Origin of the sequence: Paenibacillus sp. RC21, from assembly GCF_044907935.1 — a bacterium.
Classification (GTDB): Bacteria; Bacillota; Bacilli; order Paenibacillales; family Paenibacillaceae; genus Paenibacillus; species Paenibacillus terrae_A.
The window spans coordinates 1,145,333-1,168,550 of record NZ_JBIYCS010000001.1 but is presented as its reverse complement, the minus strand read 5'-3'; the positions used below and the strand labels follow the sequence as shown (position 1 = coordinate 1,168,550).

Sequence of the window (23,218 nt, the reverse complement as noted above, 5' to 3'; positions counted from 1 at the left end):
CAGGTATGCTGAAATTGTAATATAACATTCATTGCATAATCATGCATATTCATTTATAATGACACAATCTTATTTATTATAAAGAATTTAAGGAGAGAAAAAAAGATTGAAAAAGGCATATCGTTTTACCGCCCTGATTTTGACGGCGGTTATCTTGCTGTTGGCTGGTCTTCCGATGCTTACTGCATACGGGACGGAAGCGAAGACACAGCCAAAACTTGTACTCGGCATGAGTGCCGATTTTCCGCCGTATGAGTTTCATAAAGACATTAACGGTAAGGATACCATTGTAGGTTTTGACGTTGATATTGCAAATGAAATTGCCAAGGATCTTGGCGCGGAGCTGGTTATTGAGGACATGAGCTTTGACTCCTTACTGCCTGCCCTGCAAAGTGGTCGTGTAGATCTGGTACTATCTGGTATGACACCAACGGATGAACGCAGAAAGAGCATTGATTTTTCGGATGTATACTACCACTCCAAGCAAGTCATTATGGTACGTCCGGAGGATAAGGACAAATATCCGACGATGGCTGCTTTGAAAGGCGAGAAGATCGGCGCACAAAAGGGCAGTATTCAGGAAGAGATTGCTCAAAAAGTGCCCAATGTCGCTGTAACTTCGCTGGATAAAATCTCCGACCTGGTGCTCCAGCTTCGGACACAGCGTATTAACGCTGTCGTGATTGAAGATACAGTTGCTAAAGGATATACGTTGGACGGTACTGTAACGCTCGCCAAGGCGGTGCCTGAGGATGAGGGAGCAGAAACAGCTGTAGGTATTCGTAAGGGAAATGCTGAACTGCTGGCATCTGTAAATAAAACGTTGGCTCGCCTGAAAGCAGACGGGTCTATTGAAAAGTTTTCCACGGAAGCGAGTGCGCTCTCTGCGGATCGACAGGTTTCATCCAACAACATCGTGGATATATTTTGGAAATATCGCAGCTTTTACGTTACGGGTATCGGCTACACGTTGTTGCTGTCTGCGCTCGGGGTACTGTTCGGATTTATCATTGGTCTGATCATCTCTCTGCTGCGGATGAGTGGTGTACGTATCATTGAATGGTTGGGTACGGCCTACGTAGAGGTACTACGTGGTACACCTATGCTGGTACAGCTTATGATCATCCATTATGGAGTTGCTTTGACGCTGGGCGTCAATTTTACGCCACTTCAGTCCGGTATTATTACGTTATCTCTGAATAGCTCGGCATATCTGGCTGAAATTTTCCGTGCAGGTATCCAGGCAGTGGACCATGGTCAGATGGAAGCAGCCCGTTCACTCGGTATGGGACGAGGCAAAGCTATGCGTCACGTCATTTTACCGCAAGCGTTCAAGTCTGTACTGCCTGCGATCGGCAATGAGTTTATTACGATTATTAAAGAGTCCTCCATCATTTCTACCATCGGTATGGTGGATATTATGTATCAGGCCCAAGTCATTAAGAACATCACCTACGAAGGATTAAGTCCGTTCGTCATCGCGGCTGCTATTTATTTTGTAATGACATTCAGCTTGTCGAAGCTGTTGGGTTTATGGGAAAGGAAGTTGAGAGCCAGTGATCACCGTTAAACAACTGCGTAAATCGTTCGGCAAAAATGAAATTTTAAAAGGCATTGATATAGATATTGCCAAAGGCGAGGTTGTTGTCGTCATTGGCCCGAGTGGTTCGGGGAAAAGTACATTTTTACGTTGTATGAATCTGCTGGAGCAGCCGACCGACGGGGAGATTTTGTTTGAGGGCGAGCCGATTACAGCCCGTGGTCATAATATTAATGCGACTCGTGAGAAAATGGGGATGGTGTTCCAGCATTTCAACCTGTTCCCGCACAAAACGGTGCTGCAAAATTTGACGCTTGCGCCGACTCAGGTTAGAGGCCAGTCCGTGAAGGAAGCGGAGAAAATTGCGCTAGAGCTACTGCGCACCGTTGGACTTGAAGACAAAAAGGACACCTATCCCAATCAGCTATCCGGTGGACAGAAGCAGCGGATTGCGATTGCACGCGCCTTGGCGATGCAGCCGCATGTGATGCTCTTCGATGAGCCGACTTCCGCTTTGGACCCTGAAATGGTCGGGGAGGTGCTGGACGTGATGAAGAAGCTGGCTGAGGGTGGCATGACGATGGTCATCGTGACACATGAAATGGGCTTTGCCCGCGAGGTAGGAGACCGCATTATCTTTATGGATAACGGTCAAATTGTGGAGCAAGGTACACCGGAGCAAGTTTTTGGCACTCCAAGCCATGATCGTACCCGGGATTTTCTTGCCAAGGTTTTGTAAGAAATGAGCTTATAAAGGCTATGAAGTAAGCCCTCCGCGGTGGAAGTTTGACGGGAGGGCTTTTTCTTTTTTTGTCATCCTCGTTCAGATTTTTGTAACTGATTTCGATTTCATGATGACAAAATTGTAACAGATGTAGTATGATGTTCAGGGTTCCCAACATTTTCATGCAGATAAGGTTACAAAATTGTGATATTATGCAGTGAGCCAAAACTTACCGGGGCAGCAGACAGCTACGACAGACGCTGAATGCGGGACCCAAAACCATGGGAAGTGCGGGGGACGTAACAACGGCAGTAACTTCTGATCCGTCTTCATACGAATGGATGGAAGGTTGCCTAGGGGTGAATTGCACAAAAGCATAGGGCTTCTCCTGAGTCCGAATCCGACAGCTAACTTCGCAGGCATAACAGAGGAGGTACATATCTTTTGAAACATCTGAAACGTATTGGAAAAACAATGAAATTTGCGGTGCTGGCAGCAGCCATTGCAGGATTGGCGCAGACAGCCGGGGTAGCCGACGCCGCTTCGCTTCATACCGCCAAGGAAGGTGATACCTTCTTTTTACTTGCTCAACGTTACGGGGTATCTGTAGAAGATCTGCAAAAGGAGAACCCGGATGTTGCCGCCAGCAATATATATGCAGGAGTGCAAATTAAGGTGCCGGACGAGAACAAGTTAAAGGCCGCTTCGGATTCGAAGCCTCAGCTTCTTTCCGAGAAAGCGCCAGCAGGTGACGATCAACAGGTTGAAGCATGGGGCAAAACATTTAACTACAGCAAAGTAGTTGACGTGAAGGCCACAGCGTATTCCGCAGCAGCCAGTGAAAATGGAAAATGGGGAGCGGTGGACTATTTCGGAAATCCGCTTAAGCTCGGTACGATTGCGGTAGACCCCAACGTAATTCCGTTGGGTACGAAAGTGTTGGTTACAGGCTATTCCCACCCGGGGCTGCCCGATCAATCTTTTGTAGCGGTAGCACGCGATAAGGGCAGCGCCATCACGGGTAAACGGATTGATATTTTCATTCCAGGCAGCCCATCTTTTGTGAGTGACTTTGGTTTTCAGAATGTGAAGCTGTATGTCATTGATAAATAGACTTATGTAAGCAAATGAATTAAGTGAACATAATATATATTATGTAAACTATAATCTGTGATCTATAATCTGTGATCTATAATCAAATAGCTTAATCGCAGGTTCAGATTCATATATGGGTCTTGTCGATTAATAAAGGGCTGTCTTGACGAGCAGAATGCATCTGCTGGTAAGACAGCCCTTTTTACTGTTATTTCCGCTCCGAGGTGTGAAGTAGCCGGGGAACCGTGACAAATTTGTAGCCCTTGGCTTTCAGCGACTGAATGAGACCCGGCAGGGATTGAACAGTGCCTTTCAGATTGGAACTTTGACCTCCACCTGCGTGCATTAAAATGATGGAGCCTGGTCCGGTAGCCGGGATCACATTACGCTGAATTTGTGTTTTACTGAGTCCCTTCCAATCGAGGGAGTCTACGTTCCAATTGACAATCATGTAGCCGTGTCGACGCGCCCACTGGATCTGAGGCTCCGTAATTTCACCATAGGGCGGGCGGATCAGCTTGGGTCGAAAGCCGACAGTGGCCTCCAAAATATGTTCTGTTTTCTTAATCTGGTTGCGAAAGCGTTCCGGTGAAGCCTTCCTAAAATCCGGATGGGTATAGGAATGGTTGCCCAAGGCATGGCCTTCACGTACGATACGGCGAATCATGCCCGGGTGTTTTTCCGCACGGTGACCGACAATAAAGAAGGTGGCTTTGATCCCATTCGCGTGCAAAATGTCCAGAACCTGCGGCGTATACCGGGAATCGGGCACGTCATCAAAAGTCAGGGCAATTTGCTGCGTATGCGGGCCGCACATTTTAAAAATATCCGCATGTTTTTTCCGAAGCATGGCTAATGTGGGAGTGGCTCGTTCTCTGCTCTTATGTGCTGAAGAAACAACAGTCGCTTCCTTGGAATGAGTCGTTCCGATATCGGGAGGCGCGTCCGCGTGAACGGGAAAACTCGAAAATGCTAGTAACAGTGCCATCATTGGCAATATTCCCCTGTACGGCATATGTATCCCCCTTTCCGTGCAGTGGTACCTTCTGTTGCTTTCATTTATTATGTACCTGACATGTTGAAATTATGCTGTTGAACAGGTTAGACTATTGAGTGGTTGAGTGGAAATGCCCTGTGTAACGGATGTAAGTGAAGATCACGAAGCTAAACGCACATATTCTATTAAACCTGAGCGAAACAGCAGCATTTTCGCAACTTTTAGCCTTTTAATGGATTCGGTATCCAGTGATAGCTGGTGTATAATGGGGTTGCAATTCATATTGTAGAGACATGGAATTAAAGGAAGGATGGATCAATGTGACCGACTTGTTTACTCCTTATCAATTAAAGGGACTCTCTTTAAAAAACCGGATTGTAATGCCACCAATGTGCCAATATAGCGTGGAGGCCAAAGATGGAAATCCCAATGATTGGCATCACGTCCATTACGTTAGCCGGGCAGTAGGTGGCACCGGGCTGATTATTGTGGAAATGACAGCGGTCCACCCGGATGGACGCATTACAGATTATGATCTGGGTATTTGGAGTGACGAGCATATTCCTGCATACCGTAAAATAGTGGAGGAAGTCCACAAGTACGGTGCCAAAATCGGAATTCAATTAGGTCATGCCGGACGCAAGGCTGAAGATGCTGATTTGCCTGTCGCACCGTCCTCGATTGCTTTTAGCGAACGTTTTAAGGAGCCGCACGCTTTGACGACAGCCGAAGCCAGGGAGCTGGTTCAGGCTTATAAGGAAGGCGCACGCCGCGCGGTGGAAGCCGGTTTTGATACAGTAGAAATTCATGGCGCTCATGGTTATCTAATTCATCAATTTCATTCCCCTTTAACGAACACAAGAGAAGATGAGTATGGACAGGATTTATCGCTGTTCGGTGTTGAAGTGATTCAGGCTGTTAAAGAGGTGCTTCCGTCTGATATGCCTGTGTTGATGCGGATATCCGCCAAAGAGTATGTTGAAAACGGATATAATGTGGAATACATAGCGGGCATAGGGGAACGATATCGTGATGCAGGTGTGGATATTTTTCACATCTCCTCTGGTGGCGAGGGGCCGATTGGTTCCAATGGCGGTCCATCTGCGCGTGCGGGATATCAGGTGGATTTGGCACGTGATATACGTGAAAAGCTTAATGTGCCTGTAATCGCTGTCGGTCTACTGGACGATTATGAGGATGCGCGGCGGGTGATTCAGCAAAAAGAGGCTGATCTGGTAGCGATAGGACGCGCCATGCTGCGCGATCCGTATTGGGCGCTGCATGCGTCGCGGGAGCTGAAAGTACAGGCGGATATCCCGGAGCCTTACTTGCGTGGTTTTTAGAATGCACTTTATTTTTTAGAATGCACTTTGTCGGATAATATTTTTGAAACTCTATTTGCAAAGCTTGCGTAAACATGTGTACAGAGCTTAAAATTTAAGCATTCAACACTAGGAGGAACTTCACATGTCTATTTTCAAACGTTTAAGAGATCTTACCATGTCCAATATCAACTCCATTATTGACAAAGCCGAAGATCCAGTTAAAATGACAGATCAATACATTCGTGATATGCAAGAGGATCTGGAGGATGCAGAGAAAGCGGTAGCCGCTCAGATTGCCATTGAGAAGAGATTCAAACAGCAATACGAAGAGCAGGCTGCTTTGGTAAAAAAACGTGAAGAGCAGGCCCATACAGCAGCAAAAGCGCAAAATGTGGATCTGGCTCGCCGCGCGTTGGAAGAAAAGAAATCTGCTGAGCAAAAAATGACCGAGTTCAAGGCTGGCTACGAGCAGAACAAAGCGGCAGCCGATAACCTGCGCGGTAAGCTGGATGAAATGCGCAGACAACTGACGGAAATGAAGAACAAGCGTGAAACGCTGGTTGCCCGTTATAATGCAGCTAAAGCACAAACGGAAATTAACAAAGCAATGAACGGTTTTAGCTCCGATACGGCAACTGCCGGGCTGAAACGAATGGAAGAAAAAATGCTGCAAGCAGAGGCGCGTGCTGAAGCAAGCAACGAAATGTCCTCTAAGGAAAAATCGTTGGATGAGGAGTTCAAGGAGCTTGATAAGAAAAGTGCCGTGGACGATGAGCTTGCCGCTCTGTTGAAGCAATACGACAATAAATAAGGTTATAAGCACTGCCGCCTGCGTGGCTGCTAAGGAAGCGAAGGGGAACCGTTTTCTCCTTCGCTTTTCCCTGCCCGGAGGCGTAAATCAACATATATGAAGGTCAAGAAGATGTGGAGGATGGTATGAAATGCATTTTTTAGAAACGATGAAAGCGATGCTTGTATGGACTGGCGCGGGTGCCGTTTTGTTGTTCGTATTGATGTACATTGATTCTTTATTTACGAAGTATAAGGATTTTGCAGAAGTGAAAGCCGGTAATATGGCCGTAACAGTCCGGTTAATTATGAAGCTGTTTGCACAGGGGTATATTTTGTCAAGCTCCATTGCTACAGCTAACAATTTGCTGGAGGCGCTTGTGTATTCTGTGATCGCCTTTGTCATTCTGTTTGTTTTGGAAGTTGTCGTACGTCTGTTGCTTCGGTACTGGGCACAGCTTGATCTGGATAAAGGTACGCAGGAAGGCAAAATTGGCTTTGGTCTGTTTTCAGGTACGCTGCATCTGGTCGGGGCTTTGATCATTGCGGCATGTTTCTAGGCTAAAGAAGGGCAGGGGGGAATTATCATGGGTGTATGGAAACGAATTTCGAATCTGTTTGCCAAGCCGGAGCCGCCGAAAGCGGAAAAAAGCATGCTTCATTTAAATCCGGGCGATATCTGTGAAGTGTCGCTTGTCACATATGAAGTGGTAGGCCGAGTACATAATCGCGCTCGGAATGCCGTTGTTTTGACGCTTCAGGATGGTAAACAAGTCAGCTACCTTCACATTGAGGAACGGGAAACGCTGCAATTCGGACTGTACCAGGCCATCGACGGCAGACTGGACAACCCGGAGGAAGTGCCAACGATTCTGGAGCTGGATGATACAACATATCATTTGGAAGAGCAGTATTTTGGGCATGTTACGGTTATGGGCCGTGCTCCTTTTCGACAGGGTGGAGAGCAGCATGTTTGGCAGTATCAGTCGGATGATTATCATCTGCTGCGTGTAGAGTGGCAGGACGGCCGCTTTATGCTTTATGAAGGAGAAGAAGTAATTACCGGAGACGTCAAGGTTATTCGGGCAAGCTAGGAGAGGGTGACACATGGGCAAACGCACCTGGCAGTATGCATTAAAGGTCATTGTGGCGCTGAGCTTGTTCGTATCCGTGCTAAGCGGCTGCGGTGCGCCAAATGTGAAAGATACGTACCCGCTGGAATCAGTCAGTGGCAGCGGTAACTCGACCTCGTACGTGTACCGGGCCGCAAGCAAAACGGTTCCGGAAGTGGCGGAGGAACTGAAAGAACAGCGTGAACCGGAACAAATGTCGCCGCAGAGCAATGAGCGGATGTTTCTGGTGTACAGCGATGAATGGTACCATTTACAGCAAGATCCAGCCAAGAAGGAAGACACATTAATTGAGATCGACAGCAAAAAGTATGTCGAGCAAAATTACAGTTCCAGCTTTCTAAAAGGATACTTAACGGCAACCGTACTGGATGCTCTGTTTGATTCGTTGCGCGGATCAGGCTCTTACCGGGGGTATTCAAGCAGAGATGTATATCGGCCTTCTCAAGGCCAGTACCGTGCACCTACGGTGAAGGAGAAGAAAGCAATCCCGCCAATTACAGTGGAGCGGAAGGGTTCCGTTACCCGCAGGGGTAAGGGGTCTGATTCCAGTGTCGGTTCCAGCGGAAGTCTGTTCGACAGAGGCTCCAGCAGCAGTTCGCCGAGTAGAGGCTCGATTTCACGTGACCGGGGCAGCAGCGGCGGTTCCAGCATTTTTGATTCGCCGCGCAAATCTTATAGTAAGCCTAAAACACGCAGCGGCTCAGGTAAAATCAGCCGACGAAGTCGACGATGATGGGGTTAAGGTGTGTAATGACAAGCAAACTTTTAAAGTAGAATCTGCAAAACAGTCCGGGAATGTGATCCCGGGCTGTTTTTTTTGCGTATAGAGACTTGTCGCTACTCAATAAACATGGCTCGGATTTGCCAGATAACGGTTTTAGCGTTATAACAGAAAGAGGGCATTTTCAGAAGAACGGAGTGAAGATATGAATCAGGCACAATTCAATTCGAACAAATTTCAGCGCAAAGCGGTTCAAGTGGAAGAAGCGCAAAGCAGAATAGCTGCTCATGTTAAACAGGGAGAGCGGGAGGATGTAGGACTGGAGCAGGCGCATGGACGTTATTTGGCGATGGATTTGACCGCACCACACCCGTATCCCAGCTTCCGTCGTTCAGGCATGGATGGATACGCCATCCTTGGTTCGGACACTGAAGTCTGTTCGTCCGGTCAGGAAATCTGGCTACGCGTGATTGATGAAATCCCATGCGGCACCGTATCGGACAAGCGGGTGGAGACGGGATTGGCGGCCCGCATCATGACAGGAGCACAATTACCTGAAGGGGCCGATACGGTTGTTATGCTGGAAGCGACACAGCTACGTGAAGAAGATGGACAGGTATATGTCGGCTTGAAGAAGCGCATGGGAATCGGTAAAAATGTGACGACAATCGGCCATGAGATTCAGGAAGGTCAGCTTTTACTTAGTAAAGGAACCTGTCTGGGGGCAGGGCACATCTCGGTGCTGGCTACCTTTGGTGTACATCGGGTACCCGTCTACAGGAAGCCACGGGTGGCCGTTTTTTCCACAGGTTCGGAATTGCTTGCCGTGGATGAGCCGTTGCAGCCGGGGAAAATTCGGAACAGCAATACATATATGCTGGCTTCACAAATCAGGGAGGCAGGGGGGGAGCCGTTCATCCTGCAAGCCATTCATGATGATTTGGCTCTCGCCCGTGCTTCTGTACGTGAAGCGATAGCTGCCTACGATATCGTCGTTACGAGTGGCGGAGTATCGGTGGGGGATTTTGATATTATGGGCGATCTGGTACGACAGGAGGATGTGGATATGCTGTTCAACAAGGTCACAATGCGTCCAGGCAGTGTGACCACAGCCGCGGTGATTGACGGCAAGCTACTATTTGCGCTTTCTGGCAATCCCGGTGCGTGCTTTGTAGGCTGTGAGTTGTTTGTGCGACCCACCATCCAAATGATGCTGTCTTCAGAGCAGCCGTATTTGCAAACCTGGACGGCGCGGTTGGGAGCAGATTATACGAAGGTGAATAATTTTACCCGTTTTGTACGCAGCTCCCTGGAAATACGCAGCGGGCAAGTATACGCAATTCCTGCGCGAGTAGATGAATCCAGCGTCATGGTGACGATTAAGGACACCGACTGTCTGATCGTGGTTCCTCCAACAACAGAAGGCTTGCGTGCAGGGGAAGAGGTGCGTGTGCTGGTACTTCAAGGCGGACAGGTGACGTGAATACGACGAATCCGTATGTATGTCAGGTCGTCGGATTCAAAAATTCGGGGAAAACGACCTTCCTCGGAGGGTTGATTCGTTATTTGCGGGAGTCCGGGCTACGCGTAGCTGTGATCAAGCATGATGGACATGAGTTTGAGATGGATCATGTGGGAACAGATACGTACAAGCACCGACTAGCGGGAGCCGAAGGCGTAGCCATTGTTTCAGGTGGAAGAACAGCCATTTTAGAGGAGCATAGTCGGCCTGTTGCCGGACTGATCCGGCATTTTCAGGCATACGACTGCGTGTTGCTGGAAGGCTTCAAGCAGGAGCATTATCCGAAGCTGGTCATGGTACGGGAACAATCAAATGCCAAGCTTACCACAGAGCTGACCAATGTACAGGGAGTAGCGGTTTGGGAGGATCAAACGGGCTGGGCACAGAGCCATTTTTCGGATAAAACGATGCAGATATTTCCCGCCGACGCCAACGGCCCGGTAGGCCGCTGGTTACTTGGACAGATTCAGAAGCAAAGAGAAGAAGTCCGGGATGAGTAGGGCTGAGACATCAATCGGCTGAGTCGGTTTGAGTCTCCACCCGCCGTTCAATCGCTTGGGACATGGTCTTGTCGGTCAGATGGGCATAGACTTCTGTCGTTTCCGTGGAAGCATGACCGAGTTGTTCCTTCGTTTTGTAAATATCGTTTTGCAGATAGTAGTCGGTGGCAAAGGAATGACGGAGCTTGTGAACGGTCAGGTAAGGCTTGCCGAACCGTTTGGCATACTTGATAATCATCGCCTGAATCGCTCTTTTGGTCATCCGTTTGCCTTCTGTACTGCCGTTGGGACGTGCGACGAAAAGTGATTTTTCCTTTTTGGGCGCGCGATAACGGGTATGCCGCAGGGATAAATAGAGCGCCAGATCATCTTTGGACTGCTCGCGGAAATATACTGGCGTTTTAAAGGTCTCGTCGTTGTTGCCTTTACGGTACACATATAGTAATTTATTGTTTACATCCAGATCGTCCAGATTCAGATTGACGATTTCAGATACGCGCAGGCCCGAGTTCAGAATGAGACTGGCAATGCAGGCGTCCCGTTCCTTGTTCAGCTCATAAGAGTACAGTGCCTGCTTGTTACCGGCCAAATCTTGTCCATAGCCTTCATAAATATAGCCGATAAATTCAAGCAGCTCTTCCTCCTCCAGTATTTTACCTTTGAGCTTGGCCGCCGTGTCCTTGGGTTTATGTATGCGCTTGATTTCGACCTTGGCCATAATGTTGCGTTTGAGCAAAGGATAAAAGTTTTCATCCTCAGCGATCTGGCTCAAATAATGAAAGAGGGAACGCAGGGACGAAAGCTTACGTGAAATCGTAATGCGGGAATTGGAGCCTTCACGCTTAGTCGATAGAAACAAACGATAGCCTGTAATACTATCCATATGGAGCGTCTCCAATTCTTCCAGCGTAACTTGGGCGTTCGTCTCTCCGGCAGACAAGCCCTCTGAGCGAAGCCATGTAAAAAAAGCTTCATAATCCCGCACATATTCCAGCAATGTGGAAGGGGACAGGTCGGGTAGCTTGTAATCCATAAATTGCTGCACGTACCATGGTAATCCCGGCATTTTTTCATCCAGTTTGCGCCGGTCGATGATCTTTTGTATATTCATTGGGCTCCACCTCGTCCGGTCATAATATATATGTATTTTAGCATATTTTGAACAGCACCGGATGGAATGTAGATGGGATGCAAATCGAAGTAAACAACGAACTGATCCGCCAAGAGAGGTGAAAATATGGGGTATGATATCCAGTCGGAATTGAAGCTGTCCATAAAAAGTGCACCGGAGTCGCAGAAGGGCATTATTGTGCAGCTCATGCAATTTTATTTATATGATTTTACAGCCTATCTTCGAATTGATGTTACTGAAAACGGCACATTCCCGGCTTACCCGGACTTGTATCAATACTGGACAAGCGGTGAACAGAAGCTGCCTTTTCTAATCTGGAGACAGGACGTTCCAGTAGGTTTCGCATTGGTTGACCGAATGTCCAGCAATCGGGAGGCTGACTACTACATGGCTGAGTTCTTTGTGCTTCGTCCTTATCGGCATAATGGGGTCGGTACTTGGGCGGCTCATGAGCTGTTTGGATGTTTTGCCGGGCGTTGGAAGGTAACGCAGATGAGCACGAACAGGCCAGCGCAGTCCTTTTGGCGGAAGGTGATTGGCAGTTATACGGATGGGGACTACAGGGAGCAGACTCATCCGGTACGAGGGAATATAAGTCAGTTTTTCAATACCTGAAAAATTCAAAACTGTGATTAGCTACAAAAATGAGTCGGGGAGAGCATCCTGTCGGCTCTTTTTTGCGTTGTCAATTTAAGTCTTCTATCCATCCATAGATCATTCCAATTAGAACTTGCATTGACACTATAAAAACACGGGTATACAGTTATTTTGTATAATCCATATATAACTTATTGGAATTATCAACAATGTAACATCGGCCTCAAATATGCAATGCATTCATAAAATTACCCACGAGAACGGAGAGTGTTTTACAAGTGAAACGAACAAGTCGATATGCGAAAATGTTAGCTCTAACTCTGTCGCTGGTGCTGATATTATCGGCATGCTCAGGTAATGGAGGAGCCAATTCTACGAATACCGGGGCAAATGTAGCGGGAGGCGGGCAAGCCGCAGAAGGTGGGGACCTGACCTATGCGCTGGCAACATCGCCGGATTCACTGGACCCTCATAAGAGTGGGTTGGCCGTAGCATCCCGGGTGTATCGGGGGATATTCGACAATTTGGTTGTAAAGCTGCCGGACAATACGATTAAGCCTTGGCTGGCCACCGAATGGAGCGTTTCCGAGGATGGCAAAAGCTATACGTTCAAGCTGCGCAAGGACGTCAAGTTCCATGACGGAACTCCGTTTAATGCGGAAGCAGTCAAATTCAGCTATGACCGGATTATTGATCCGCAAGCGGTAGTTGGTAATGCTGCTAACTTGCTGGCCCCGTATGAATCCTCACAAGTGATAGACGAATACACGATTAAGCTGAATCTGAAACGACCATCACAGGCATTTTTGAGCAATTTAACGATCCCGGCAGTAGCTATTGTTTCTCCTGCAGGAGTCAAGAAATATGGAGATCAATTCGGCAAGCATCCGGTGGGCACAGGCCCCTTCAAGTTTGTAAAATGGGACGAAAATGCGGAAATCAAAATTGAGCGTAACCCGGATTACAAATGGGCACCGGAAACCATTGAGAACAAGGGAGCACCGTATTTAGATAGCGTGACCTTTAAAATCGTGCCGGAGGAAGCGACACGGATCGGTAGCGTGCAGAGTGGGCAGGCTTTGGCCGCAGAAACAGTTCCTCCACAAAACATTTTAACGCTTAAGAGTGACCCAAATTTTCAATTGTTGCAGGTCAATACCCTAGGCTTACCGTACACGCTGTTCATTAACCAGAAGAAGGCGCCGTGGAATGAATTGAAGGCCAGACAGGCGTTACAATACGGTATTGATGTGGGAACGATTGTCAAAACCCTTTACCTGGGCACCTACGAGCAGGCATGGTCATCGCTTACTCCGGGCATTTTCGCATATGATAAATCACTGGAAAACGGCTTACAGCCGGATGTTAACAAGGCCAATCAGCTTCTGGATGAGCTGGGATGGGTTAAAGGTGCGGATGGTTTTCGAGTGAAGGATGGAAAACGTCTGACGCTGCATTATGTAGATGGTACGCCGAATCGTGAAAAGCGCAACGACATTGCAGCGATTATCCAGCAACAGCTAAAGAAAATCGGTGTTGATGTGAAGATAGAAATTACCAAGGATGTTGCAACGGTTGTATATACGAACGGAAACTATGATTTCTACGGGAATAGTCAGGTCAATGTGGACCCGAACGCGTTATATGCTTTTTACCACACAGCGGCTCCGAATCAGCGGCCTACGCTGCCTAACTTCTCCAATCCGGAGGTCGACAAGCTTCTGGAGCAGGGAGCGATTGAAAAGGATGATGCCAAGCGGGAGGGAATTTACAAAAAGGTACAACAATTGATCCGTGATCAAGCCGTTATCATTCCGATTTATGTATTCCCTTATACCGTTGGAGCCGCCAAGTCCGTACAAGGTCTTAAATTTGATTTAGTGGGTTATCCGCTGTTTAACGATGTGCGTATTCAAAAATAGGCTTTGTAAATGAGCTCTGAGAACATTCCAAACAGAAAGGAGCATGTACGTCATGGTCAGAGCAGTTGTAGATCGATTTGTTACCTCTCTGTTGGTTATTCTGGGATCTTGTATTCTGGTGTTCAGCATTTTGTATCTGCTTCCGGGAGACCCGGTAGATTCGATTTTGGACCCTTCGACGGCCACGCCAGAAATGATCGCCAATTTGCGTCATCAGCTAGGAGTGGATCAGCCTTTCCATGTGCAATTTTTAAACTATTTTGGAAAGCTGCTGCAAGGCGATTTTGGAAAATCACTGCTGAATGCTGATCCGGTGTTGCCTAAGATATGGGTTAATTTCCCGCCTACATTGGCGTTGACGCTTGTCGGTTCTGCCATTTCGGTCATCATCGGTGTCCTGCTTGGAGTACTGTCGGCCATTCATCGGAATAAGCCAATTGATATCATCGCGCGAATCGTCGGATTGTTCGGCATTTCCATGCCCACATTCTGGTCGGGAATTTTGCTGTTGCTTATTTTCTCCATTCATTTGGGGTGGCTGCCTGCAATGGGCTCGAACGGCTGGAAAACACTTGTGCTTCCGTCTCTCACTTTGGGCATTGTCGGTGCAGGGTTTATTGTCAGAATGGTACGCAACAGTATGCTGGAGGTCATTAATGAGCAGTTCATCGTTACACTCCGTTCCAAAGGCTTATCGGAGAAGGTCATTATGTATCGCCATGCACTGCGTAATGCGTTGATTCCGGCGATAACGATGATTGGGATGCTGATGGGAGAAATGCTGGCCGGAGCAGTTGTGAGTGAGACGGTATTTTCGCGACAAGGTATTGGACGTTTAATTGCGGATGCGATAATGGCTAAGGATTTACCAGTTGTGCAGGGAGTTGTGTTGTTCTCTGCCATCATGTACGTGATCGTAAATCTATTGGTGGATATATCTTATACATTTATTGATCCAAGGGTTAGACGCTCGGCGTAAGTCGGCAGGAATCAGGGAGGAGGAAGACAGTTGAGAGAAACGATGGCGGCCAAAACAGTCTGGAAGGAAAGAAAGCAGCGGGTAGCTTGGAAAACTGGAAGATTGCGGTTTGGGGGAGTGTCGGATGGGTTCATATATGCGGCAGGACTGATTATTGTATTCGTGATCGCCTGTGCGGCGTTTCCGCAATGGATTGCTTCCTATGAGCCAACAGAAATGTTAAGCGACCAGATTTTACAGAGTCCAAGCGCTGCTCACTGGTTCGGAACGGATTATTTTGGACGGGATATATTCAGTTTGGTTGTTCATGGAAGTAGGGATTCCCTGTTTATCGGCTTTATGTCGGTGCTCGTCGGTGGTCTGGCTGGTGGAATCATCGGAGCACTGTCAGGCTACATCGGTGGCATCGTGGACACAGTGCTGATGCGATTGATTGATATTTTGATGACCATTCCCGGCATTCTGTTGGCTTTAGCGATTGCGGCAGCTCTTGGACCGAGTTTGTTTAATATCGTACTGGCGGTAGCCATATCTGCTGTTCCGGGTTACGCAAGGGTCATGCGGGGACAGATAATGAGTATAAAAGGACGTTCTTACGTTACGGCTTCACGCTCCATCGGAGTTACACCTTTCGGCATCTTTTGGCGACATGTGCTTCCTAATTCCCTGTCACCTTTGCTTGTGATGGCGACGCTTGGAATCGGCAGCGCTATTTTGGCCGGATCGGGATTAAGCTTTCTGGGGCTTGGCACGGTAAAAGAAATTCCGGACTGGGGAACGGTATTGTCTCAGGGACGCGGGTATTTGACAGTGGCTTGGTGGATATGCACCTTTCCTGGTCTAGCCATTACGTTGTTCGTGCTGTCGGTCAATATTTTGGGCGACAAGCTGAGAGATGAGCTGGACCCGAAAAAGAACGCAAACTAGCATCAGGCAGCCTATTCGTTAGTGCTATAGAAGGAGGGAGTTCGTTTGTCATCATTGCTGGAGATTGAACATTTGTCGGTCGATTTTCACACTAAAAAAGGTTTGCTGCAAGCACTCGACAACGTATCGCTGACGATTGGGGCGGGGGAAACGGTCTGCCTCGTTGGTGAATCTGGTAGCGGAAAAACGATTACCTCCAAGGCGATTATGCGGCTGATCGATTATGAAAACGGACGAATTGCCCAAGGACAAATACGGTTGAAGGGCATAGATTTGACTGTTTTGTCGCAGCAGGAATTACGCTCACTTCGCGGTAAAAAGATGGCGATGGTATTTCAGGAGCCGATGGCTGCGTTTGATCCGGTGTACACTATTGGATATCAGCTGATGGAAATCATTATGGAGCATGATCGGAAGACACGGAAGCAGGCATGGGCTCATGCGGTTCATTTGCTAAACAGAGTAGGGATTCCCGAGCCAGAAATCCGTATGAAGCAGTATCCCGGAGAGCTGTCTGGCGGGATGCTGCAACGGGCGATGATTGCGATGGCGCTGTCATGTGGCCCTGAACTGCTGATTGCGGATGAACCGACGACGGCGCTGGATGTAACGATTCAATCCCAAATTTTGCAGTTGCTTCAGGAATTAAAGGCGGAATTCAACATGTCGATTCTGTTGATTACGCATGATTTGGGTATTGCGGCGGAGGTTGCGGATCGAATTGTCGTGATGTATGCCGGGCGAGTCGTGGAGCAGGCCGCAACGGAAGAACTGTTCGAGCTGCCGCTGCACCCGTACACAAGAGGTTTGCTTCGTTCGGTGGCAACGCTGGATACAGATCGCAGCAGCAAGCTGTTTTCGATCCCGGGGGCCATCCCCAGCCTGAGTGCGTTGCCGTCCGGCTGCTTGTTTCACCCGCGTTGCCCGCATGCGACGGATCAATGTAAAAACGAAGCGCCTCCGTTAGCTGCCAAGGATGGACGCGAGGTAGCTTGCTGGCATTCGGAGCAGTTGGCTGCGTCCGGTGATTGGCGCATTTCAGAGCTATCGGTGGAAGGGCGAATCTCGGCAGATGCTGTTGAAGAAGCGGCAGAAGTAAAGAAAGAAGTGACGTACGTATCTGCTGTTGATGCGGTCGAGGTGAGCAGTGATGGCGTACAGGTAAAGGAATCTGTAATATCCAATGTAACTGTCACGGACACCGGGCAGAACAAGCAGGATTTGTTTCGGGTGGATGGACTTCGCAAGTATTATCCGGTGAAAAGAAGCTTTCCCGGTCGGGCAGGTGCTTCCATCCGGGCGGTGGATGATGTATCATTTTCAATCCGGCAGGGTGAAACCTTTGGACTGGTCGGTGAATCCGGCAGCGGTAAATCTACCTTAGGCCGTCTTCTGATGCAGTTGGAACGCCCAACCTCAGGGCAGGTATGGTTTCGGGATCGGGAGCTGACAAAGTTAGGGAATTCCGAATTACGAGCTGCACGCTGTGATATGCAGATGATTTTTCAAGACCCTTACGGATCACTTGATCCGCGTTGGAATGTGGGGGATATTATCGGTGAACCGCTTGCGGTTCATGAAGGGCTGAGTGGCAAGGCCAAACGGGAACGGGTTGAGGAACTGCTAAGTTCAGTCGGATTGTCGCCTTCGCTGATCACACGATTTCCGCATGAATTTTCGGGAGGACAGCGCCAGCGGATCGGGATTGCCCGTGCAATTGCGCTGCAACCGCAGTTTATTTTGGCGGATGAGGCAGTGTCGGCTTTGGATGTTTCCGTTCAGGCGCAAATTGTTAATCTGCTTCAGGATTTACAGCGTAAGCTGGATACGACCTATTTGTTTATCGCGCACGGATTGCACATCGTCCGGCATATATCGGATCGGATTGGGGTTATGTACTTGGGTAAGCTCGTAGAAATTGCGCCAAGCGAGGAGCTTTTCCGACATCCGGCGCATCCCTATACCCGAGGGCTTGTTGCTTCCATCCCCAATCTGAATCCGAAAAACCGGCGGGAGCTGATTACGATACAAGGTGAGATTTCTTCGCCTGCGAAGCCACCGTCCGGCTGTCGTTTTCATACCCGCTGTCCGCTGGCGACCTCGCGTTGCCGTGAGGAAGCGCCGGAACTGACAGCGATTGGCACAGGACATTATGCCGCTTGTCACTACCCTGCCTAAATCAAAGACATATCTTCTTTGGCTTGATATCGACAGCATAGGAGATTCTACAGTAAATTCATGGTAAGATAAGGATAGAAGTATATAAATTCAATAGGAAAAGAGGGTATTATGCTAGAGAAATGGGTTCAGGAATTAAAAGATGGTGAGCAAGACCTGATTGCGTGGAGAAGACATCTGCATCAGCATCCCGAGCTTTCTTTTGAAGAAACGAATACGTCTGCATTTATCGCCGATCAATTGCGCTCTTTTGGTATTGAGGTAAGAACGAATGTGGGTGGAAACGGTGTGCTCGGGTTTTTAGAAGGCGTCCAGCCGGGCAGAACGATTGCGTTTCGTGCTGATTTTGATGCGCTTCCCATTCAGGATGAAAAGGATGTGCCTTATAAATCGACCGTTCCTGGTGTTATGCATGCTTGCGGACATGATGGTCATACGGCTGCGCTACTAGGAGTGGCACGCGTGTTGAGCCATAACCGTGAGACGCTGAAGGGAAAGCTTGTGTTTATTTTTCAACATGCGGAAGAAAAACCGCCTGGCGGAGCCAAATTCATGATTGAGGATGGCTGTCTGGATGGGGTGGAGGCGGTATACGGTATTCACCTCGCATCTGAAATTCCACTTGGTAAAATTGGATTAAAGAGTGGGCCCGCCATGGCGGCTGTCGATGCATTTACGATTCAGATCAATGGCAAAGGCGGGCATGGCGCGCGACCGCATCAGACGGTAGACTCTATTGTCATCGGTAGCCAAATTGTGAATGGATTACAGCAGGTGGTCAGCCGCAGGGTGGACCCTATTGAATCAGCAGTGTTGACCATTGGTGTTTTTCAGGCAGGAACCGCCTTCAATGTCATTGCGGATAAGGCTAAAATCGAAGGAACGGTGCGTACGTTTAATAAAGAAGTGCGCAAGGAAGTCGAGAATGAAATTCGCAGTATCGTCAAGGGGTTGACTGAGGCTTATCATGCAGGATATGAAATTGACTATCTGAATGGCTATCCTTCACTGGTGAATGCTGAAGCCGAAACCGAACGTGTTCGCGAGCTTGTCGGCAGGCTGTATGGAGCAGACGCTTTTCTGGATCTGAAGCCGGTCATGGGAGCAGAGGATTTTGCTTATTATTTGGAGAAACGGCCGGGAGCTTTCATTCATGTGGGTGCGCGTAATGAGGATGAACGAACACATTATGCTCACCACCATCCTCATTTTGATTTTGATGAACGTGCATTGCTTGTGTCAGGTCACATATTTTTGGCACTGGCGCTTGAATATTTGCAATAATAAAGGATATATTTAAAGTTTATCGATGGCATTCACGTAAACCGGAACCGCGCATAGCGCGGTTTTTTGGCGTATATCAAAGTATTTTGACAGATATTAAAGAATGAGAAATGAAGTAATTATTTCAATACATGAAAAATTCATAATAGAAATACGTAAAAGGTATCAATGTCCAAGTAAAGGATCAAACCCATACTGTAAGCTGTGGAGTAAGTAATGATATTAACATAATCTTGATTTTTTACACAAGGAAATGAGAAAAGGATGACGAATCTATTGAGCGAGACAAATGTAAGCGCTTTATAAAATGTGATTCCTGTTGTATTTCATTGATAACGACTGGGGGTGAGGCCGAGAGAAGCTTTTATCAGACTATGTTGGTTGTTGGAAAGACAATGATTAGGAACGAATCTGGAATCGACTGATTTCTTTCATCTGGAAATGACTCGCATATTCAAATGAATATAGAGAAGGAGGTTGAATTCATTGACTAAGGCAAAAAGCAGGTTTAGGATCGCGTGTTTGGCGCTTGTGGTAGCGGGTGCTTCCTGGACAGGGTTGATAACGCAGTCACATGCTGCCGCTCCAAGTGATGAGTACACCTGGAAGAGTGTGGTCACGGGTGGCGGTGGCGGTTTTGTGCCTGGTATCATTTTTAATGAGAAGGAAAAAAATCTGATCTATGCCCGTACGGATATCGGAGGTGCTTACCGCTGGAATCCCGCTGACGAGAGCTGGATTCCGTTGACGGATTCTGTGGGTTGGGAAGATTGGAACAAAAATGGCGTAGATGCGTTGGCGACCGATCCTGTTGATCCGAATCGTGTATATATAGCTACAGGTACGTATACCAATTCCTGGGACAAGCAAAACGGGCAGATTATGCGGTCGACCGACCGGGGCAATACGTGGCAGACAACGAAGCTTCCTTTTAAGGTGGGAGGCAATATGCCAGGCCGATCGATGGGGGAGAGGCTGACGATTGATCCCAATAAGAACAATATTTTGTTCTTCGGGGCACGGAGTGGTAATGGACTATGGAAAAGCTCGGATTACGGAGCAACCTGGAGCAAGGTAAGCAGCTTCCCAAATCCGGGCACGTATGTTCAGGACCCTTCCAATGAGTACACCAGTGATATCGTCGGTTTGGCCTGGATTACGTTTGACAAAAAGACGGGCTCTTCCAGCAAAGCTACACAGACGATTTATGTGGGGGTAGCTGATAAGAATCAAAGTGTCTATCGCAGTACAGATGGCGGGACAACCTGGTCTGCTGTAGCAGGGCAACCTAAGGGCTATTTGCCACATCATGGCGTGTTGTCATCGGACGGCAACCTGTATATCTCTTATAGCGATGGAGCAGGTCCATATGACGGGACAAAGGGTGATGTGTGGAAATTGAATACAGCCAGTGGTCAATGGACCAATATAAGTCCTGTTGCCAGTAGCAGCACGGATAATTATTTTGGATATGGTGGACTGACAGTAGACGCTCAGAAGCCGGGTACTCTGATGGTGGCTACGCTGAATTCCTGGTGGCCGGATGCAACGATTTATCGCAGCACCGACAGTGGGGCAACCTGGAGCCCCATTTGGGAATTCGATGGTTATCCAACTCGCAAGCTGAAATACAATTTGGATATAACAGCTGCACCTTGGCTGACTTTCAATGCCAACCCTGCTCCGCCGGAAGTATCGCCCAAGCTGGGCTGGATGATCGGGGATCTGGAGATTGATCCATTTAATTCAGACCATATGTTATACGGCACAGGAGCTACGATTTACGGCTCCAAAAATGTGACCAACTGGGACAAGGGCGGTAAGCTGGACATTTCGGTAGCAGCTAAGGGGGTAGAGGAAACTGCGATTTTGGATCTTGTAAGCCCTCCAACCGGTGCACCTTTGGTGAGCGCAGTAGGGGATGTCTCCGGTTTCAGACATGACGATCTGTTCAAGGCTCCAGCTAAAATGCTGGATAATCCCACTTTTACAAGCAGTGAAAGTATCGACTATGCCGAGCTGAATCCAGCTTTTATGGCGCGGGTAGGCAAAGCCGATTACCAAAAAGATCCGAATGCCAAATCCATCGGCTTCTCCAATGATGGCGGAGCAAACTGGTATAAAGCGAACAGTGAGCCTTCCGGCACAGCAGGAGGGGGAAGCATAGCCGTTGCGGCCGATGGTAATGGCTTACTCTGGAGTACCTCGGACAAAGGCGTATTTTACTCCAAAACAGGCGGCAACTCATGGACCGCAAGTACAGGTATTCCAGCGAACGCGAAGATTGCCTCGGATCGGGTGAATTCCAACAAATACTATGCGTTCGCGGCCGGAAAAATATATGTCAGCACCAATGGAGGCGTATCGTTCACAGCCTCGGCGGTATCTGGCTTGCCAACCGTAGGTAATGCCGATATTGATGCAGTACGTGGAGTAGAAGGGGATGTGTGGTTCGCTGGGGGTTCTGAGGATGGAGGGCCATACGGCTTGTGGCATTCCAAGGATTCCGGTGTTACGTTCACCAAGCTCGCTAATGTGCAGGAGGCAGACTTTGTAGGCTTTGGTAAAGCAGCACCGAATCGTACCAATGCAGCTGTATTCATCGTTGGTAAAATCGACGGTACACGCGGATTTTACCGTTCGGACGATGCTGGCGCAAACTGGGTACGCATTAATGACGACAAGCATCAATATGCTCGGGTGACCACCATTATCGGTGACCCACGAGTTTATGGACGTGCTTATCTGGGAACAAATGGCCGCGGTATTCTGGTGGCGGATCGAGTGAACGGTGATCAACCATCTGCGGGTCAGTCTAGCATTACGCCGACGACTGCAACCTATGGACCGGATAATACCAATGTTGATATTTCCGTCAAGCTTACACTTAGCGGAAATACGTTAGACGCCATCCAGCAGGGCAGCGTAGTGCTGAATAAAGGTGAAGATTATACGCTCAATGGCGAAACGGTCACCTTCTCCAATAGGTATTTGTCCAAACTCCCTAAAGGAGACACAGCGCTAACGTTTCATTTTAATGCAGGTAGCGATGTGCTGTTCACGGTGACAGTAAAAGAAAATACATCTAGCGAGCCGGGAACAGAACAGGGTGTTCTCAAGGTACAGACCTTCAATGGGAATGTATCCGAAACAAGTAATACGATCAGCTCCAAGTTTAAAATTACGAATACAGGAAGCTCGTCCGTTTCCCTTGCCGATGTGACGATGCGTTATTATTACACTATAAATGGGGAGAAGTCCCAAAATTTCTTCGCAGATTGGTCAAGTGTTGGTCCTGAGAATGTGATCGCCAGATTCAAAACGCTGTCCAATCCAAAACCGGGAGCAGATTCTTATGTGGAAATTGGCTTTAAGCCAGGTGCGGGTTCTTTAGACCCGGTCAAAGTGTGGAGCTACAAACACGGATATCCAAAGCGGATTGGAGCAATTACACCCAAACCGATGATTATTCCTTTGACGCCACAGCAACCAGTTTAAAAGATTCCACTAGGGTAACTGCTTACTTGTCTGGAAGCAAGCAATGGGGGATAGAGCCGTAAACCCTGATAAGTAAGCTAAATCCGAACGAAAGGGGACTTTTGCTAAAATGGCTAAACTGCTTTGCAGCATTTAGCATAAGAATAATCCTAAAGCCAGCCACTCCTGATGAGCGAGCTGGCTTTATTTTTGTTGGCATTGTTGATTCTCATTAACACACCAATATAATTATTTCACTATATGAAAAGTTCATAATAGATAAACAATTCTTTCTCGCACACGATCTCCACAAAACACACGTACCACTTTAATCAGGAAAAAGGCAAATCATCCCGAACGTATGTTCTTTTTTTGA

At 48.0% G+C, this 23,218-nt stretch carries 18 protein-coding genes, 1 pseudogene and 1 riboswitch; of the genes and pseudogenes, 17 read left to right on the top strand and 2 right to left on the bottom strand.

All coding sequences use genetic code 11. The features are described 5' to 3' along the window. Positions 1–106 precede the first annotated feature (106 nt). The 3 genes from ABIA61_RS05080 to ABIA61_RS05070 all read left to right on the top strand — a co-directional run bounded on the left by ABIA61_RS05080 (position 107) and on the right by ABIA61_RS05070 (position 3,377). Positions 107–1,570 (top strand): ABC transporter substrate-binding protein/permease, encoded by a 1,464-nt coding sequence (locus ABIA61_RS05080; protein WP_404580395.1) that lies wholly within the window; start codon positions 107–109, stop codon positions 1,568–1,570. Beyond that, the gene (locus tag ABIA61_RS05075) at positions 1,557–2,279 is read left to right on the top strand and encodes an amino acid ABC transporter ATP-binding protein (protein ID WP_044648469.1); all 723 of its coding nucleotides are present in this window, start codon (positions 1,557–1,559) and stop codon (positions 2,277–2,279) included. The genes ABIA61_RS05080 and ABIA61_RS05075 overlap by 14 nt, the downstream gene beginning before the upstream one ends. A 246-nt stretch (positions 2,280–2,525) precedes the next feature. Next, a riboswitch (cyclic di-AMP (ydaO/yuaA leader) is annotated at positions 2,526–2,701 on the top strand. Between the two features lie 7 nt (positions 2,702–2,708). Next, entirely contained in the window at positions 2,709–3,377 is a 669-nt protein-coding gene (locus ABIA61_RS05070; protein WP_404580394.1) for a 3D domain-containing protein, read from the top strand. Between the two features lie 190 nt (positions 3,378–3,567). Here ABIA61_RS05070 and ABIA61_RS05065 read toward each other — a convergent pair whose 3' ends face one another. Next, on the bottom strand, positions 3,568–4,374 hold the full coding sequence (locus ABIA61_RS05065) for a polysaccharide deacetylase family protein (protein ID WP_404520177.1): 807 nt from the start codon (positions 4,372–4,374) through the stop codon (positions 3,568–3,570). A gap of 302 nt (positions 4,375–4,676) precedes the next feature. On the opposite strand from ABIA61_RS05065, the gene ABIA61_RS05060 reads away from it, so the two are divergent. The 7 genes from ABIA61_RS05060 (at position 4,677) to mobB (ending at position 10,346) form a co-directional block, all read left to right on the top strand. Then, positions 4,677–5,699: an NADH:flavin oxidoreductase/NADH oxidase gene (locus tag ABIA61_RS05060; RefSeq protein ID WP_283652063.1), complete on the top strand. Its 1,023-nt coding sequence runs from the start codon at positions 4,677–4,679 to the stop codon at positions 5,697–5,699. A 124-nt stretch (positions 5,700–5,823) separates the two neighbouring features. Further along, entirely contained in the window at positions 5,824–6,492 is a 669-nt protein-coding gene (locus ABIA61_RS05055) for a PspA/IM30 family protein (RefSeq protein WP_014281523.1), read from the top strand. Between the two features lie 130 nt (positions 6,493–6,622). Further along, positions 6,623–7,030 (top strand): DUF350 domain-containing protein, encoded by a 408-nt coding sequence (locus tag ABIA61_RS05050; RefSeq protein ID WP_137063271.1) that lies wholly within the window; start codon positions 6,623–6,625, stop codon positions 7,028–7,030. Between the two features lie 27 nt (positions 7,031–7,057). Continuing rightward, the gene (locus tag ABIA61_RS05045; protein ID WP_404520175.1) at positions 7,058–7,564 is read left to right on the top strand and encodes a DUF4178 domain-containing protein; all 507 of its coding nucleotides are present in this window, start codon (positions 7,058–7,060) and stop codon (positions 7,562–7,564) included. Between the two features lie 13 nt (positions 7,565–7,577). Next, positions 7,578–8,336 carry a DUF4247 domain-containing protein gene (locus tag ABIA61_RS05040; protein ID WP_404580393.1) on the top strand — a complete coding sequence of 253 codons (759 nt, stop codon included), beginning with the start codon at positions 7,578–7,580 and terminating at the stop codon, positions 8,334–8,336. Positions 8,337–8,529: 193 nt separating this feature from the next. After that, on the top strand, positions 8,530–9,807 hold the full coding sequence (locus tag ABIA61_RS05035; protein WP_283656159.1) for a molybdopterin molybdotransferase MoeA: 1,278 nt from the start codon (positions 8,530–8,532) through the stop codon (positions 9,805–9,807). Next, positions 9,804–10,346 carry a molybdopterin-guanine dinucleotide biosynthesis protein B gene (mobB, locus tag ABIA61_RS05030; RefSeq protein ID WP_283656158.1) on the top strand — a complete coding sequence of 181 codons (543 nt, stop codon included), beginning with the start codon at positions 9,804–9,806 and terminating at the stop codon, positions 10,344–10,346. Before ABIA61_RS05035 ends, mobB begins: the two co-directional genes overlap by 4 nt. A gap of 10 nt (positions 10,347–10,356) precedes the next feature. Here mobB and xerS read toward each other — a convergent pair whose 3' ends face one another. Then, positions 10,357–11,457: a tyrosine recombinase XerS gene (xerS, locus tag ABIA61_RS05025; RefSeq protein ID WP_283656157.1), complete on the bottom strand. Its 1,101-nt coding sequence runs from the start codon at positions 11,455–11,457 to the stop codon at positions 10,357–10,359. Positions 11,458–11,583: 126 nt separating this feature from the next. On the opposite strand from xerS, the gene ABIA61_RS05020 reads away from it, so the two are divergent. From ABIA61_RS05020 to ABIA61_RS04990, 7 genes and pseudogenes are all read left to right on the top strand, one after another. Further along, positions 11,584–12,093, top strand: a complete 510-nt coding sequence (locus ABIA61_RS05020) for a GNAT family N-acetyltransferase (protein WP_283656156.1) — start codon at positions 11,584–11,586, stop codon at positions 12,091–12,093. 287 nt (positions 12,094–12,380) lie between these two features. Next, the gene (locus ABIA61_RS05015; protein ID WP_404520239.1) at positions 12,381–13,997 is read left to right on the top strand and encodes an ABC transporter substrate-binding protein; all 1,617 of its coding nucleotides are present in this window, start codon (positions 12,381–12,383) and stop codon (positions 13,995–13,997) included. Between the two features lie 52 nt (positions 13,998–14,049). Beyond that, on the top strand, positions 14,050–14,976 hold the full coding sequence (locus tag ABIA61_RS05010) for an ABC transporter permease (protein ID WP_283656154.1): 927 nt from the start codon (positions 14,050–14,052) through the stop codon (positions 14,974–14,976). A gap of 30 nt (positions 14,977–15,006) precedes the next feature. Then, complete coding sequence (locus tag ABIA61_RS05005) at positions 15,007–15,903, top strand: ABC transporter permease (RefSeq protein ID WP_283656153.1); 897 nt, start codon at positions 15,007–15,009, stop codon at positions 15,901–15,903. A 45-nt stretch (positions 15,904–15,948) separates the two neighbouring features. Next, positions 15,949–18,081 (top strand): ABC transporter ATP-binding protein, encoded by a 2,133-nt coding sequence (locus tag ABIA61_RS05000; protein ID WP_283656152.1) that lies wholly within the window; start codon positions 15,949–15,951, stop codon positions 18,079–18,081. Positions 18,082–18,192: 111 nt separating this feature from the next. After that, positions 18,193–19,365, top strand: coding sequence for a M20 metallopeptidase family protein (locus ABIA61_RS04995; RefSeq protein ID WP_283656151.1), 1,173 nt, complete (start codon positions 18,193–18,195; stop codon positions 19,363–19,365). A gap of 486 nt (positions 19,366–19,851) precedes the next feature. Continuing rightward, a pseudogene (locus tag ABIA61_RS04990) lies at positions 19,852–22,925 on the top strand (cellulose binding domain-containing protein). Positions 22,926–23,218 lie beyond the last annotated feature (293 nt).